At 66.6% G+C, this 14,175-nt stretch carries 14 protein-coding genes; 3 read left to right on the top strand and 11 right to left on the bottom strand.

Going from position 1 to position 14,175, the window contains the following annotated elements; all coding sequences use genetic code 11:
- Window positions 1-4: 4 nt before the first annotated feature.
- The 8 genes from BLU17_RS02680 to argB form a co-directional block, all read right to left on the bottom strand.
- A complete protein-coding gene (locus BLU17_RS02680; RefSeq protein WP_091994018.1) occupies window positions 5-1,168 on the bottom strand; it encodes a M48 family metallopeptidase in 1,164 nt (387 codons plus the stop codon).
- Complete coding sequence (locus tag BLU17_RS02675; RefSeq protein WP_091994016.1) at window positions 1,165-2,559, bottom strand: AmpG family muropeptide MFS transporter; 1,395 nt, start codon at window positions 2,557-2,559, stop codon at window positions 1,165-1,167. Before BLU17_RS02675 ends, BLU17_RS02680 begins: the two co-directional genes overlap by 4 nt.
- 69 nt (window positions 2,560-2,628) lie before the next feature.
- Window positions 2,629-3,237, bottom strand: coding sequence for a methionine biosynthesis protein MetW (gene metW, locus BLU17_RS02670; protein WP_091994014.1), 609 nt, complete (start codon window positions 3,235-3,237; stop codon window positions 2,629-2,631).
- A complete protein-coding gene (gene metX / locus BLU17_RS02665; protein WP_091994011.1) occupies window positions 3,234-4,379 on the bottom strand; it encodes a homoserine O-succinyltransferase MetX in 1,146 nt (381 codons plus the stop codon). Before metX ends, metW begins: the two co-directional genes overlap by 4 nt.
- A gap of 297 nt (window positions 4,380-4,676) precedes the next feature.
- Window positions 4,677-5,258 (bottom strand): HdeD family acid-resistance protein, encoded by a 582-nt coding sequence (locus tag BLU17_RS02660; protein WP_091994008.1) that lies wholly within the window; start codon window positions 5,256-5,258, stop codon window positions 4,677-4,679.
- Window positions 5,259-5,379: 121 nt separating this feature from the next.
- A complete protein-coding gene (slmA, locus tag BLU17_RS02655; RefSeq protein ID WP_091994005.1) occupies window positions 5,380-6,066 on the bottom strand; it encodes a nucleoid occlusion factor SlmA in 687 nt (228 codons plus the stop codon).
- A gap of 43 nt (window positions 6,067-6,109) precedes the next feature.
- Window positions 6,110-6,868 (bottom strand): pyrimidine 5'-nucleotidase, encoded by a 759-nt coding sequence (locus BLU17_RS02650; RefSeq protein WP_091994002.1) that lies wholly within the window; start codon window positions 6,866-6,868, stop codon window positions 6,110-6,112.
- A gap of 46 nt (window positions 6,869-6,914) precedes the next feature.
- A complete protein-coding gene (gene argB / locus BLU17_RS02645) occupies window positions 6,915-7,814 on the bottom strand; it encodes an acetylglutamate kinase (protein WP_091993999.1) in 900 nt (299 codons plus the stop codon).
- A gap of 302 nt (window positions 7,815-8,116) precedes the next feature.
- On the opposite strand from argB, the gene BLU17_RS02640 reads away from it, so the two are divergent.
- The 3 genes from BLU17_RS02640 (at window position 8,117) to BLU17_RS02625 (ending at window position 11,316) form a co-directional block, all read left to right on the top strand.
- A complete protein-coding gene (locus BLU17_RS02640; RefSeq protein WP_091993997.1) occupies window positions 8,117-8,353 on the top strand; it encodes a cysteine-rich CWC family protein in 237 nt (78 codons plus the stop codon).
- A gap of 971 nt (window positions 8,354-9,324) precedes the next feature.
- Window positions 9,325-10,755 (top strand): ATP-binding protein, encoded by a 1,431-nt coding sequence (locus BLU17_RS02630; protein WP_091993991.1) that lies wholly within the window; start codon window positions 9,325-9,327, stop codon window positions 10,753-10,755.
- An 18-nt stretch (window positions 10,756-10,773) separates the two neighbouring features.
- A complete protein-coding gene (locus BLU17_RS02625; RefSeq protein ID WP_091993988.1) occupies window positions 10,774-11,316 on the top strand; it encodes a response regulator transcription factor in 543 nt (180 codons plus the stop codon).
- A 58-nt stretch (window positions 11,317-11,374) separates the two neighbouring features.
- Here BLU17_RS02625 and hslU read toward each other — a convergent pair whose 3' ends face one another.
- The 3 genes from hslU to dksA form a co-directional block, all read right to left on the bottom strand.
- Complete coding sequence (hslU, locus tag BLU17_RS02620) at window positions 11,375-12,724, bottom strand: ATP-dependent protease ATPase subunit HslU (protein ID WP_091993985.1); 1,350 nt, start codon at window positions 12,722-12,724, stop codon at window positions 11,375-11,377.
- Window positions 12,725-12,753: 29 nt separating this feature from the next.
- The gene (gene hslV, locus BLU17_RS02615) at window positions 12,754-13,290 is read right to left on the bottom strand and encodes an ATP-dependent protease subunit HslV (protein WP_091993982.1); all 537 of its coding nucleotides are present in this window, start codon (window positions 13,288-13,290) and stop codon (window positions 12,754-12,756) included.
- Window positions 13,291-13,640: 350 nt separating this feature from the next.
- The gene (gene dksA / locus BLU17_RS02610) at window positions 13,641-14,060 is read right to left on the bottom strand and encodes an RNA polymerase-binding protein DksA (protein WP_085228454.1); all 420 of its coding nucleotides are present in this window, start codon (window positions 14,058-14,060) and stop codon (window positions 13,641-13,643) included.
- Window positions 14,061-14,175: the final 115 nt, after the last annotated feature.

Raw genomic sequence — 14,175 nt, 5'->3', positions numbered from 1 at the left:
GGGCTCAAGGTCCGGCCAGCTTGCGCCGCTGCGGCACCGGCATGCCTTCGTAGTCGGGCAGCGCGTCGAGCGGCTTGCCGATGGCCTTGGCGTAGAGCGGCATCATGTCCGCGAGGCGCTTGGCGATATCCGCGCGCCGCGCGGGCGTGTACGGATGCACGTAGATGAAGCCCTGGTCGCGGTCCGCGCGCGTGGCCTGCGCGAGCTTGTCCCAGAGCGTGAGCGCGGCGCGCGGATCGAAGCCCGCGCGAGCGGCGATGTCGCTGCCGATCACGTCGGCTTCGGTTTCGTCGGCGCGGCCGTAGTGCATCTCCACGAGCTGCGAGCCGATGCCGAGCGGAAACACGCCGAGATCCGCGAGCCCGAAAAGCTGCGGCACGCTGCCCGATTCGATCTGCGCCGCCTGCTGCTCGCCAAGGCGCTCGCGCACGTGTTCGCGCACCGCATGCGCGATCTCGTGGCCGAGCAGGATGCCGAACTCGTTGTCGTTGAGCTTCACGCGGTCGAGCAGGCCGCCGTACACGACGATCTTGCCGCCGGGCAGGCAATACATGCGGATGTCGTTCGAGCGGATCACCGCTATTTCCCACTTCCAGTTCTTGACGCGATCGCTCCACTTCACCGAATAAGGCGCGAGCCGGTCGACGAACGCGCGCACGCGCTGCACGTGCGGGTCGCTATCGGCATAGAGGCGGTTCGAGTGCGCCGCGCCGCGCACGATCTCGTTGAATTCGGAGGCGGCCTGCGCTTCGAGCATCGGCGAGGGAATCAGGTTGCGGTACACCGCGGCGTTGCCGAAGCGCACCACGCGGCCCGTGTTCGGCGCAGTGGCCGCCAGGTTGCCGGAGGTGGCGTTCGCGGGCGCGCCGTTGCCTGCCGCACTATTGCCCGCTGCACTATTGCCCGCTGCACTATTGCCCGCTGCATTATTGGCCGCCGCGGCATTGGCGCCGCTGCTTGCGTTTGCGCCGCTGACCGCCGCCGCCGTGGCGCCGCCGGGTTGCGCGAGCGCCGCGCTCGTGGCCGCGGGGCTCTCGGCGCCCCGGGCGTTCCACGCGGGCAAGGCCGCAGCGGCGGCCAGCGCCAGCGCACGAGCACGCACGCCGCTGCGGCGCGCCCGATGCTGCGGCGTGCGCGGGCTTTGCACGTCGATCTCATGCGGGCTCACGACCGGACTCTCCAGGGGGCGATACGAATGAGCAGGAGCATACCCGGTACCGCGAGCAAGGTGCAGACGAAGAAGTAGTCGAACCAGCCGATCCGCGCGACCACATACCCGCTCGCGGCCGAGGCCAGGGTGCGCGGCACGGAGGCGAGGCTCGTGAAGAGCGCGAACTGCGTGGCGGTATAGCGCGGGTCGGTCGTGCTCGCGATATAGGCGGTGAACGCGGCGAGCGTGAGGCCGGTGGCGAAGGTCTCGAAGCCGTACACCAACGCGAGCGCCACGGCGCGCGGATCGAGCGTGAACTGCACGCTCGCGCCGAAGAGGCCCGCGACCGACGCCACCGCGTGGCTCATGGCGAGCACCGCGTCGTAGATCGCCGCGAGCGAGGGCGAACCCGCGCCGAGCTGGGCGAGCCACGCGAAGCCGAGCGTCGAGACCATCTGCAGGAATCCGAAGATCCATAACCCGCGTCCGATGCCGATCTTCACGAGCGCCACGCCGCCGATGATGCCGCCCGCGAGGCTTGCGCCGAACGCCGTCATCTTGGCGATCACGCCGATCTCGGTGCGCGAGTAGCCGATGTCGAGGAAGAACGACGTCGAGAGCGTGGTCGCCATCGTGTCGCCGAGCTTGTAGAGGAAGATGAACGCGAGCACGAACAGCGCGGCGGCGAGGCCGTCGCGGCGCACGAATTCCGCGAACGGCTGCACGATCGCCTCGCGCAGGTTTTTCGGCGGCGCGCCGTGCACCTCGGGCTCGCTCACCACGAGCGTCATGATCATGCCGGGAATCATGAATGCGGCCGTGACGACGAACACGGTGCTCCACGGCAGGTGGTCGGAGAGGATCAGCGCGAGCGAACCGGGCACGAGCGCCGCGATCTTGTAGGCGTTCACGTGGACTGCGTTGCCGAGGCCCTGCTGCGTATCGGTGAGCAGTTCGCGGCGATAGGCGTCGATGGAGATGTCCTGGCTCGCGCCGAAGAACGCCACGAGCGCGGTGAGCGCGGCCACGGTCCAGATCGACTCTTTTGGCGAGACGTAGCCGAGCGTGCCGATGGCGAGCGCGACCAGGATCTGCGTGACGAGCATCCAGCCGCGGCGGCGCCCCGGACGCCAGCCCGGCAGGCGCGGCACATAGCGGTCCATCAGCGGCGCCCAGACGAACTTCCACGTATAGGGGAACTGGATCAGCGCGAAGAGGCCGATTTCCTTGAGATTGACGCCCTCGGAGCGTAGCCACGCCTGCACGAGATAGACGAGCGTGAAAAGCGGCAGCCCCGACGTGAAGCCGAGGAACACGCAGATCAGCATGTGCGTATTCAGGTACGCACGCCAGCCGGGATGGGATTCGTGAGCGGTAAGAGCGGGTGCCTCGGGGGGCGGATTCTGCATGTCGTCGTTAGCGGCGGCGGTGTCTGGTGATTCGGTCGGGCAGAAAAACACGCGACGCCGCGCACGGCGTCATTTTTTTCTCACGCGATAGACCGCAAGACTACCACGCCAGTTCACGCCCCAACGCACGGTCTGACCGCCGTGCAGCACGGCGCGGTCGAGAATTTCGATGCCCACTTCGGGCGCGAGCGCCTCGAAGTCCTTCACGGTGAGAACGCGCACGTTCGGCGTGTTGTGCCACTGGTAGGGCAGCGATTTCGACACCGGCATCCGTCCGCGCAGCACCGAGAGCCGGTGCGGCCAGTAGCCGAAGTTCGGGAACGAGACGATGCATTCCTTGCCCACGCGCGCCGTCTCGCGCAGGATCGCGGCGGTTTGATGGATGGTCTGCAAGGTCTGCGAGAGGATCGCGAAGTCGAAGCTCGCGTCCTCGAAAAGGCGCAGGCCGTCTTCCAGGTTCTGCTGGATCACGTTGATGCCGTTCTTCACCGAGGCGAGCACGCCCGCGTCGTTGATCTCGATGCCGTAGCCCGAGCATTCGAGCTCTTCGCAGAGCAGCGCGAGCAGCGCGCCGTCGCCGCAGCCGAGGTCGAGCACGGTCGCGCGCGGCTCGATCCAGCGCGCGATGGTGCGAAAGTCGGGACGGGCGGAAAGACTGTCGAAAGCGCTCTGGTTCATGCGCCCACCTCGCTGGCAATGCGTTCGTAGTAGGCGCGCACGACGTTGTGGTAGCGCGCGTCGTCGAGCAGGAATGCGTCGTGGCCGTGCGGCGCGTCGATTTCGGCGTAGCTCACCTGGCGCTTGTGGTCGAGCAGCGCTTTCACGAGCTCGCGCGAGCGCGCGGGCGCGAAGCGCCAGTCGGTCGTGAAGCTCGCCACGAGGTACTTCGCCTTCGTGTGTGCGAGCGCGCGCGTGAGGTCGCCCTCGTAGGCCTTGGCGGGATCGAAGTAGTCGAGCGCGCGCGTGATGAGCAGGTAGGTGTTCGCGTCGAAGTAGTCGGCGAACTTGTCGCCCTGATAGCGCAGATACGACTCCACTTCGAATTCCACGTCGAAGTTGAAGTTGTATTCGTCGACGGCGCCTTCCGCGCGCCGCAGCGCCCGGCCGAATTTCTCGGCCATGTCGTCGTCGGAAAGATAGGTGATGTGGCCGATCATGCGTGCCACGCGCAGGCCGCGCTTCGGCTTCACGCCGTGCGCGTAGTAGTCGCCGCCGTGGAAGTCGGGGTCCGAAAGGATCGCCGAGCGCGCCACTTCGTTGAATGCGATGTTCTGCGCCGAGAGCTTGGGCGTCGAGGCGACCACGATGCAGTGGCAAAGACGCTCCGGATAACGCAGGCTCCATGCGAGCGCCTGCATGCCGCCGAGGCTGCCGCCCATCACCGCGGCGAACTTCCCGATGCCGAAGCGGTCGGCCACGCGCGCCTGCGCGTCCACCCAGTCCTCGACGGTCACGACCGGAAACTTCGCGCCGTAGGGCCGGCCCGTGGCGGGGTCGAGGCTCATCGGGCCGGTCGAGCCGAAGCACGAGCCGAGATTGTTCACGCCGATCACGAAGAAGCGGTTGGTGTCGAGCGGCTTGCCGGGGCCGACCATGTTGTCCCACCACCCGACGTTCTTCGGGTCGCCTTCGTAGACGCCCGCCACGTGGTGCGAGGCGTTGAGCGCGTGACAGACGAGCACCGCGTTGCTGCGGGCGGCGTTGAGCGTGCCGTAGGTTTCGACCACGAGGTCGTACCCGGCCAGCGCCGTGCCGTTCTGCAGTTGCAGGGGCTCGTCGAAATGCAGTGTTTGAGGAGCGACGATGCCGATCGATTCCATTCGTTCCGCCTTGGTTTTTCGGGCGGCTAAACGGTGTCGGCGGGCGCGGAGTGCGGGAGATTGGCGCGGCTGACGACCTCTTTAGCCGCATTTATATCGAACGCCGGGCTTGAGGTCCCGGCGTTCACGCGCCCGCAATCGAGTCAGCAAATCGGCGCGTGGGTATTGCAAAAGGAACGCAGAGTATATCGGAAAAAATGCAAAGCGATGCGGCGCGGGGGAAGACGCCTGGGCGGCACGGTGTCGCCGTCCGGGGCGTCTTCGCTCGCGCGCGCCGCGCGAGGCCGCCCATGCCTGTCACTTGCCCGGATGCGCGTTGTGCCAGCGCCGCAGCTGGAAGGCCGCGACGATCATCAGGAAGCCGTAGAGCACCGCATAGGCGGCGATCACCCAGATCAGCGAGAGCGCGCCCGCGCCCGGGAACAGCGCGAGGAAAAAGCCCACTGCGGCCGAGAGCAGCCCTGAAATGCCCACCGCCCACGGATGCGCGATGGCGTGCCGGTACTGGATCGCGTAGATGATCTCGAAGATGCCCGTGAAGAACGCCCAGACGCCGATGATCATCACGAGGACGATGGCCGTCTCTCCGGGCCAGAAGAACGCCACGAGCCCGGCGATCACGCCGATCAGGCCCACGACGATGTAGGTCCAGCGCCGCGTGCCGCCACCGCGCGCCCCGTAGATGAGCGCGAACGCGCCATCGACGATGGCGTAGGCGCCCCAGACGATGGCGAGCGTGAGCACGGTGAGGCCGGGCAGCGTGAAGGCGAGGATGCCGAAGACGATGGCGGCGATGCCGCGCGCGATGAGCCAGCCCCAATGTGCGGAGAGGCTGGCGAGGATGGGGGGCAGGCCAATGGGAGGCAGGGGGCGGTTCATGCGGCGGTTCTCCTGTCGATCCGAGGTCAGGGGTTTGGGGCCGTGCTCCAGTCACATGCGGGGCATGGTCGTCGCGACGTTGGCGGCCCGGGCGGCGAAAACGGCCGCAACTGCGGCCGCGCTACTGGAGAATGATGCGAATCTGCTCGTCTGCGTGCTCGCTCGGCGAACGCGTGAAGCCGCTTTGCGCATAGCGATGCCAGCAACCTATCACGTAGCGGATGACCAGATTCGCACGGATGGCCGGATCGTACCCCTTCGGCACGGGCGTTGCGCGCGCATGGTCCGTCCCCGGAACGGTTTGGCGCTCGGCGTGCTGGGCGAGATCGACGCGCAGGCACTGGCGCAAGGACGCCTCGACGCGGTCGAGCATCTGGTTCACGCGTTCGGCGAGCCGCTCGTGCTCGCCCACGAGCGCTTCGCAGGTCAACACGCGGGTCATGCCCGCGTTGCGCGTCGAGAAGTTGACGAGCATCAGCGCGATTGCGCGCGCCTGCAGGACGCCGCTCGGCTCCTTTTCGACGATCTGGTTGATGAGCCCGAAGAGCGTCTGTTCGATGAAGTCGATCAAGCCCTCGTACATCTGGGCCTTGCTCGCGAAATGGCGGTACAGCGCCGCCTCGGAAACGCCGAGGCGCGCGGCCAGCGCGGCGGTAGTGATCTTCTCGCCGCGCGGCGCCTCGAGCAGGGTGGCGAGCGTCTGGAGAATGTGGATACGGCGTTCGCCCGGCTTCGGGCGAGGAGCGCGGCGGGCCGCGCCCGGCGATTCTGCTGCTTCGACTGCTTCGCGCGTTTGTGTCGGCTGCATGGATATCGTCCCTGGCGTAGGCCTCTGGTGATCGCTCCCCCGTTTACTTCGAGCGCCCCGATTGCAGGCCTGGTTTCAGGGATTTTAGCGAACGAATGCGACGATCGACATAGTGGGGCCGGCCGGTGCCTGGCAGGTGCGCCGGTAAATGCCCGGTGATCCACACGGTGCGGATGCCGAGCCGCCGATAGTGCTTGAGGTGGCTGCGCGTGTCCTCGATGAGGATCGCGTCGGCAAGCGCGACGCCTGCCCGGCGCAGCGTGCCGCGCAGCATCGCGCGGTCGGGCTTGGCGCGCCAGCGGCCGCGCGCGCGCATGCCCTCGATGGCGATCACGCGCTCGAAGAGCCGCTCGATGCCGAGCGCCGCAAGCACCGCGTGCGCGTACGCCTCGGGGCCGTTGGTGAGCACGATCTTGCGGCCGGGCAGCGCGGCGAGCATGCGGGCGAGGCCGCGCTCGGCGTGCAGCATGGCGCGCAGATCGTCGAAGGTGTGCACGACCTTGAGGAAGTCGTGCGGATCGATCGGGTGATGGCGCGCGAGGCCGAGCAGCGTCGCGCCGTAGCGGTGCGTGTAGCTCGTGCGCAGGTGGTTGGCCTCGTCGCGGCTCACGCCCAGCGCGTCGATGATGTATTGCGTCATCGCCGCGTTGATGGCCGGGAAGATCGCGCGCGACGCGCCGTGCAGCGTGTTGTCGAGATCGAACAGCCAGACGGGGGCGCCATGGACCGGCGTGCCCGGCCGGCGGGCGACGCGGCGCGGCCGGCGCCGGGCGCGCCTCGCATGGGTGCGGGAGTCGGTCATCGTGGACAGGAGGCCCGGCGGCGTGCGCCGCCGTTGGAGGCGCGCTTCAGTGCGAGCGGATCATCGTGCCGAACGGCTGTTCGGTCAGGATTTCGAGCAGCACCGAGTGCTCGATGCGGCCGTCGATGATGTGGACCGAGCGCACGCCGCTCTTGGCCGCGTCGAGCGCCGACGAGATTTTCGGCAGCATGCCGCCCGAGATCGTGCCGTCTTCGAACAGCGCGTCGATCTCGCGCGCCGAGAGGTCGGTGAGCAGGTTGCCTTCCTTGTCCATCACGCCGGGGATGTTCGTCATCATCACGAGCTTCTCGGCGTTGAGCACCACCGCGAGCTTGCCCGCCACGAGGTCGGCGTTGATGTTGTACGAGAGGCCGTCCTCGCCGAAGCCGATCGGCGAGATCACCGGAATGAACGCGTCGTCCTGGAGCGCCTTCACGACCGCCGGGTTGATCGCCTCGACCTCGCCCACCTGGCCGATGTCGACGTACTGGCCGGGGTTGTCGCGGTCCGGCATCATCAGCTTGCGCGCGTGGATCAGGCCGCCGTCCTTGCCGGTCAGGCCGACCGCATGGCCGCCGAAGTGATTGATGAGCGTGACGATGTCCTGCTGCACCTCGCCGCCGAGCACCCACTCGACGACTTCCATGGTTTCCTCGTCGGTCACGCGCATGCCCTGGATGAAGGTGCCCTGCTTGCCGATCTTCTTGAGCGCCGTGTCGATCTGCGGGCCGCCGCCGTGCACGATGACCGGATTGATGCCGACGAGCTTGAGCAGGATCACGTCGCGCGCGAAGCCCTGCTTGAGCCGTTCCTCGGTCATGGCGTTGCCGCCGTACTTGATGACGACGGTCTTGCCGTGATACTGGCGAATGTAAGGCAGCGCCTCGGCCAGGATTTCGGCTTTCAGGGTGGGCGCGATCTGCGAGAGGTCGATGGGCTCGGACATGGCGGCGGGGACTGGACGTGAATCGGACATGACTCGCGGACGAAATCCGCAGGCCGGACGCGCGGACAAGGTGCGCATCGGGCGAAAAACGGTTGAAACAGGCCGGATTGTACAGGACTGGCGCGGTGCAACAGGGAAAACGAAACGCGTCTGGGCGCGTGCGCAACACGGCGACGGCGTGGGCGGGACACGGCGGATGACCGGGCGGCGAAAAAGACCGGAGTGGGCGGCCGGGGCGCGGCGGCCGGGCTGTGGCATCATTTCCCTGTCGCCGACGCTTGGCTTCGAGAGGAGGGCGCGCCATGACCGCCTCCGCCGTTCCCGCCACTGGCATGAAAAGCGCCCGCTGCCCGCGCTGCGGCAACAGCTTCGATTGCGGCAGGAACACCGAACCCTTCGATTGCTGGTGCAAGTCGCTGCCCGCCTTGCCCGCGAACGAAATCGACCCGCGCGGGCGATGCCTGTGCCCCGAATGTCTCGTGGCGGCGGCCGCGCCGGCAGCGGGCGCCCCACCGAAAGGCGGGAACCTCCTCCGCTGAGTCAACCCGCGATTTGCGCGCCGGGCGCCTTTGCGGGCATCGGCTTTCGCTGCCTGAACGAGGCTTGCCGCTGCAACCTGGCATCGGATATCGCGGGCTGTCGCGCCGCGCCGGTTTCCAGGCCCGATGCGGATTCACGTCGAGCAATGCCGAGGCGCGCTTGCCGAATGCGCCGGCAACGTGGGGCCTCGACGAGTCCATGGAAATGACGGGATCGAGCGAGTCGACGAACGCGGCGGTGGCATCGAGCGGGCGGCGCGGCGGGCTTTCGACAGCACCATTCGCGCAGCGACGCGCCATCGGCAGGTTCACGCGTACCGACACGCCATTGGGCGCATACTGGCAGGCGGTGCGCGCCGGTCGCTATCGACCGGGAAGACGCGGCCTGGGTTGATCCAGGTATTAACAACGTTGTCGGGCTCCCCGGCGACCGTTTCTTCGAGCTGCCGCGCGTCTGACTGTTGCATAAATTGATCTGCATCAATGCCGCGGCGAGATTGTTCCGCAGATTAGGAAACGTTCGCGAAATTGCCAATGCGCGCGGTAAGGTTCCACGGCTTGCGCCCGGCGTTTTGCAAACGGCGGCGCGAGACCGGCTGGGAACCATGCGGCGGCCCGCGCCGATGCGAGCTTGGCCATCGCGGCGCTCAGGCGCATGGCTTCGCTCGCCAGTGCGCTTTCCCGAACACGAGCGGCGACGGGCGTGAGCGCGTCGTCGCCGAGGCCGCGCAGCGCGTGCGCGGGGCGGCCAGCCGTTCGTGTGCGGACGCATCGGTCGCCTCACTGTCACCGTGCCGACGAATCAAAAAAGGATTGCGCGCGGGGTGAAGCGCGTGGGCTGGCGAGGCCTGCCGTTATCCTTCAGGCTTGTCGGAAAGCGCCGGTTTAAATGTGGTCGGCGGATGACATAGATTGAAGCAAACCTTTTCAAGATGATGAATCAGGCAAGTCTTAACCGGTAAACTGGCGCCATGCATCGCATAACAGTCAGTGCTCGCGTCAATCTCAGCCATTTATTCTGGCTGCGCAGTCTCGCCATCATCGGCCAGCTCTGCACGATCGCGTTCGTGCAACTCTTCATCGGCGTGCAGTTGCCGCTACCCGCCATGCTGTTCGTGATCGCCATGGAAGTGGCGTTCAACGGCGTGACCTGGCTGCGCGTCACGCAGGATCGTCCCGAGTCGAATCTCGAACTGTTCGGCCAGCTCTGGGTCGATCTCGGCGCTCTTTCGGCGCTGCTTTTTCTTTCGGGCGGCACGACCAATCCGTTCGTCTCGCTGTATCTGCCGTCGCTCGCCATCGCGGCCGCCGTGTTGCCCTGGTACCTCACGGCGTGGCTCGCGGCCTTCGCCGTGGCCTGCTACGTGCTGCTCGGCTTCGACAACGTACCGCTCAATCTCGACAATCCCGCCAACCTGTTCGATTACTACCGCGCGGGCATGTGGGTGAACTTCATGGTGAGCGTGTGCCTGATCGTGTGGTTCGTCGCGCGGATGTCGCGCGCGCTGCGCCAGCGCGACACCGCGCTCGGCGACGCGCAGCAGCGCCTGCTGCGCGACGAGCGCGCCGTCGCGCTCGGCGTGCAGGCGGCTACCGTGGCGCATGAGATCGGCACGCCGCTCTCGACCATCGCCATGCTCACCGAGGAGTTGCGCGACATCGCGCACACGGACAAGGGCCTTGCGCCCTACGCCGCCGACCTCGAACTGCTCGACAGGCAAATCTCGCTTTGCACCTCGGCGCTCGCGCGCCTGCGCAGCCGCGCCTCGTCCACCGGCAGCCGCCAGGTCGTGAGCGAATGGCTCGGACCGTTCGTCGAGCAATGGCGCTTGCGTCATCCGCACGTGAAGTTCGAACTCTTCGACAACGGGCCGGGCGACCTCGCTCTCGACGACACCGTCGCGGTCGGCCAGATCCTCACCATCCTGCTCGACAACGCGGCTCGCGCGAGCCACGATTTCGTGACCCTGCGCGCCGACCCTGCCGTGCGTGCCGGTTACGTCGATTTCGAAGTCTGCGATGCGGGGCCCGGCATTCCGGCGTCGCTGCGCGCCTCGCTGGGCGCCGCGCCCGTGGACAGCACGCAGGGCGGCCACGGCGTGGGGCTGTATCTGGCATTTTCATCGGCGGCGCGGCTTGGCGGCTCGATCGAGCTTGCCGACGTCGCGCCGCCCGGCAGCGCGTCGGGCGAACTGAGCGGCGCGGACGACGAGGCGTCGCCAGGCGCCGGCGTCGGCGGCAGCGTCCGGGTGCGCAAGGCGCGCGGCACGCGCGCTGTGCTGCGTTTGCCGGCGAAGCAGCTCAAGGCGGGTGAGGCGAATCCGGCGACGCGCGAGGGCGCTGCGTCTGTGGGTTCGGAGACTGGATCAGGCGAGGGGCCGGCCCGGCCCGACGCCGCCTAACAATACGGAGAAATAGGCATGAGCGATATGAGTTTTCTGGTCATCGACGATGACGAAGTGTTCTCCGACATCCTGACGCGCGGCCTCACGCGGCGCGGTTTCGAGGTGAAGCAGGCACACAACGCGGACGAGGCGATCCGCTTCGCGAACCAGCAGAAGTTCGCGCAGATCACCGTGGACCTGCATCTCGGCAACGATTCGGGCCTGTCGCTCATCGCCCCGCTGCGCGAACTGCAGCCCGACGCCCGCATGCTCGTGCTGACGGGCTACGCGAGCATCGCAACGGCGGTGCAGGCCGTGAAGGACGGCGCAGACAACTATCTGGCCAAGCCTGCGAACGTCGAGATGATTCTCTCGGCACTGCAAAGCGATGCGAGCGCGCTGCAGGCCGAGGAGGCCATCGAGCACCCGGCGCCCCTCTCGGTCGCGCGGCTCGAATGGGAGCACATCCAGCGCGTGCTCGCCGAGCACAACGGCAACATCTCGGCCACCGCGCGCGCGCTCAACATGCACCGGCGCACGCTGCAGCGCAAGCTCGCGAAGCGCCCCGTGCGCCAGTAAGTGCGCCAAACGAAAAGGGACCCTGCGGGGTCCCTTTTTCATGCGCGTCGCGGTGCGCTCAGAGAACGTACCGCGACAGGTCTTCGTCCTGCGCCACTTCGCCGAGCGCCTTGTCGACGTAGGCCGCATCGATGGTCACACTCTGGCCCGCATGATTGCCGGCCGCGAACGAGACGTCTTCAAGCAGCTTTTCGATGACCGTGTAGAGACGGCGCGCACCGATATTCTCGGTCTTTTCGTTGACGGAGAAGGCGATTTCCGCGAGGCGGCGAATGCCGTCTTCGGCGAAATCGAGCTGCACGTCTTCCGTGGCGAGCAGCGCCTGATACTGCTTGACGAGACTCGCGTCGGTGGCGACCAGAATCGCTTCGAAGTCCTTCACGGAGAGCGAATCGAGTTCCACGCGAATCGGGAAGCGGCCCTGCAGTTCGGGAATCAGGTCGCTGGGCTTCGAAAGATGGAACGCGCCGCTCGCGATGAACAGCACGTGATCGGTCTTCACCATGCCGTACTTTGTGTTGATGGTCGTGCCTTCCACGAGCGGGAGCAGGTCGCGCTGCACGCCCTGGCGCGAGACTTCGCCGCCGCTGCCTTCGTTGTTGCGCGAAGCGATCTTGTCGATTTCGTCGAGGAACACGATGCCGTTCTGCTCGACGTTCTGTACAGCCTTCTGCTTGACCTCTTCGTCGTTGAGCATCTTCGCCGCTTCTTCGTCCGTGAGGAGCTTCAGCGCTTCCTTGACCTTCACCTTGCGGCGCGTTTTCTTGCCGCCGCCGAGGTTCGCGAACATCGAGCGAATCTGCTCGGTCATGTCTTCCATGCCCGGGGGGCCCATGATGTCCATGCCCACTTGCGGCAGTTCGACGTCGAGCTCGATTTCCTTGTCGTCGAGCTGGCCTTCGCGCAAGCGCTTGCGGAAGGTCTGACGCGTGGCATTGTCGCTCTCGCCATGATGGTCCGAGGCATCGGACGAGCCGAAGCCGACCGGACGCGCGCTCGGCAGCAGAATGTCGAGGATGCGGTCCTCAGCCTGGTCGGTGGCCTTGCTGCGCACCTTGCGCATTTCCGTTTCGCGCGTTTGCTTCACCGAGATTTCGATGAGGTCGCGCACGATGCTGTCCACGTCGCGGCCCACGTAGCCCACTTCGGTGAACTTGGTCGCTTCGATCTTGATGAAGGGGGCGTCGGCGAGCTTCGCGAGACGCCGCGCGATTTCGGTCTTGCCGACGCCCGTCGGCCCGATCATGAGGATGTTCTTCGGCGTGATTTCCTGGCGCAGCGGCTCGGCGACCTGCTGACGGCGCCAGCGGTTGCGCAGCGCGACGGCCACGGCCTTCTTCGCGTTCGCCTGGCCGATGATGTGCTTGTCGAGTTCCGAGACGATCTCGGCGGGGGTCATGGTGCTCATCCTGATTCCTTCTCGGTCTTTGCGACGGGTTACTCGATGGTTTCGATCACGCGATTGTGATTCGTGTAGATGCACATGTCGCCCGCGATTTCGAGCGACTTTTCGACGATCTCGCGCGGCGAAAGCTCGGTGTTCTCCAGGAGCGCGCGGGCCGCGGCCTGCGCATACGCGCCGCCCGAGCCGATCGCGCAGATGCCGCCTTCCGGGTCGAGCACGTCGCCGTTGCCGGTGAGGACGAGCGTGGTGCTGGCGTCGGCGGCGATCAGCATGGCTTCGAGGCGGCGCAGCATGCGGTCGGTGCGCCAGTCCTTGGCGAGCTCGACGGCCGCGCGCGTGAGATTGCCCTGATGCTTTTCGAGCTTGGCTTCGAAGCGGTCGAGCAGCGAGAAGGCGTCGGCCGTGCCGCCGGCGAAGCCGACCATCACCTTGCCGCCGTAAATGCGCCGGACCTTCTTCGCGCCACCCTTCATGACGATGTTGCCGAGGGTGACCTGGCCGTCGCCGCCGAGCGCGACCTTGTCGCCGCGTCGCACGGATACGATCGTCGTGCCGTGAAATTGCTCCATGTGCGTTCCTTTTTACCGTTGATGCCGGGTTGGGTGCGGGGTGGAATGCCTGCCGCTTTCGGGAGGGCGCGGGGCGCTTGCGCGCAGCGGGCGCCGCCGCCCTGGATCCGGGTGCCTTGCGCGCGCCAGGGGCGCGCTGCGAGCGCATGTCGGTTCAAGTTTAGGGCGGCGCTGGGCATATCAAGGGCCGCGGGCGCAGAAAACGGCCGGGGGAGGAAGGCGGGAAACGGCGCTCGCGGGCGCGGCGAAGGAACCGCGCAAAAAAGAAAAAGCGCACGGTACTCCGTGCGCTTCGACAAGGAAGGCAGATCGCGGGCCGCGAAAGCAGGGCTTCGCGGCCGGGAAAAAGCTCAGTCGCCGAACAGTTTCTGACGCAGCTCGCGGCGTTCCTGCGCTTCCAGCGAGAGCGTGGCGGTCGGCCGCGCGAGCAGGCGGGGGATGCCGATCGGCTCGCCCGTTTCCTCGCACCAGCCGTATTCGCCGGATTCGATGCGCGCGAGCGACTGCTGCACTTTCTTGAGCAGCTTGCGCTCGCGATCGCGCGTGCGAAGCTCGAGCGCGTGTTCTTCTTCGATCGTCGCGCGGTCGGCCGGGTCGGGAACGATCACGGTTTCGCGCAGATTCTCGGTGGTCTGGCCCGCATTGCGGAGGATTTCCGCCTGCAGCTGTTCGAGCCGGTTCTTGAAGAAGGCGAGCTGATCCTCGTTCATGTAATCCTTGTCGCTCATCTTCAGGATTTCGGCTTCGGTCAAGAGTCGTTTCGTCGTCATCTGGCTTGCTTCTTCAATGAGTGAGGCAAAACTGGCACATCTTGCCTGCACTTTGGTGTTGCCCGCAGTGGCCGCGGTGGCTTTTACCACCTTGCCAGGCGCATTCACCGCGCCG

This window comes from Paraburkholderia lycopersici (assembly GCF_900096975.1).
GTDB classification, from domain to species: Bacteria; Pseudomonadota; Gammaproteobacteria; order Burkholderiales; family Burkholderiaceae; genus Paraburkholderia; species Paraburkholderia lycopersici.
This window is presented reverse-complemented; position numbering and strand designations above follow the sequence as displayed.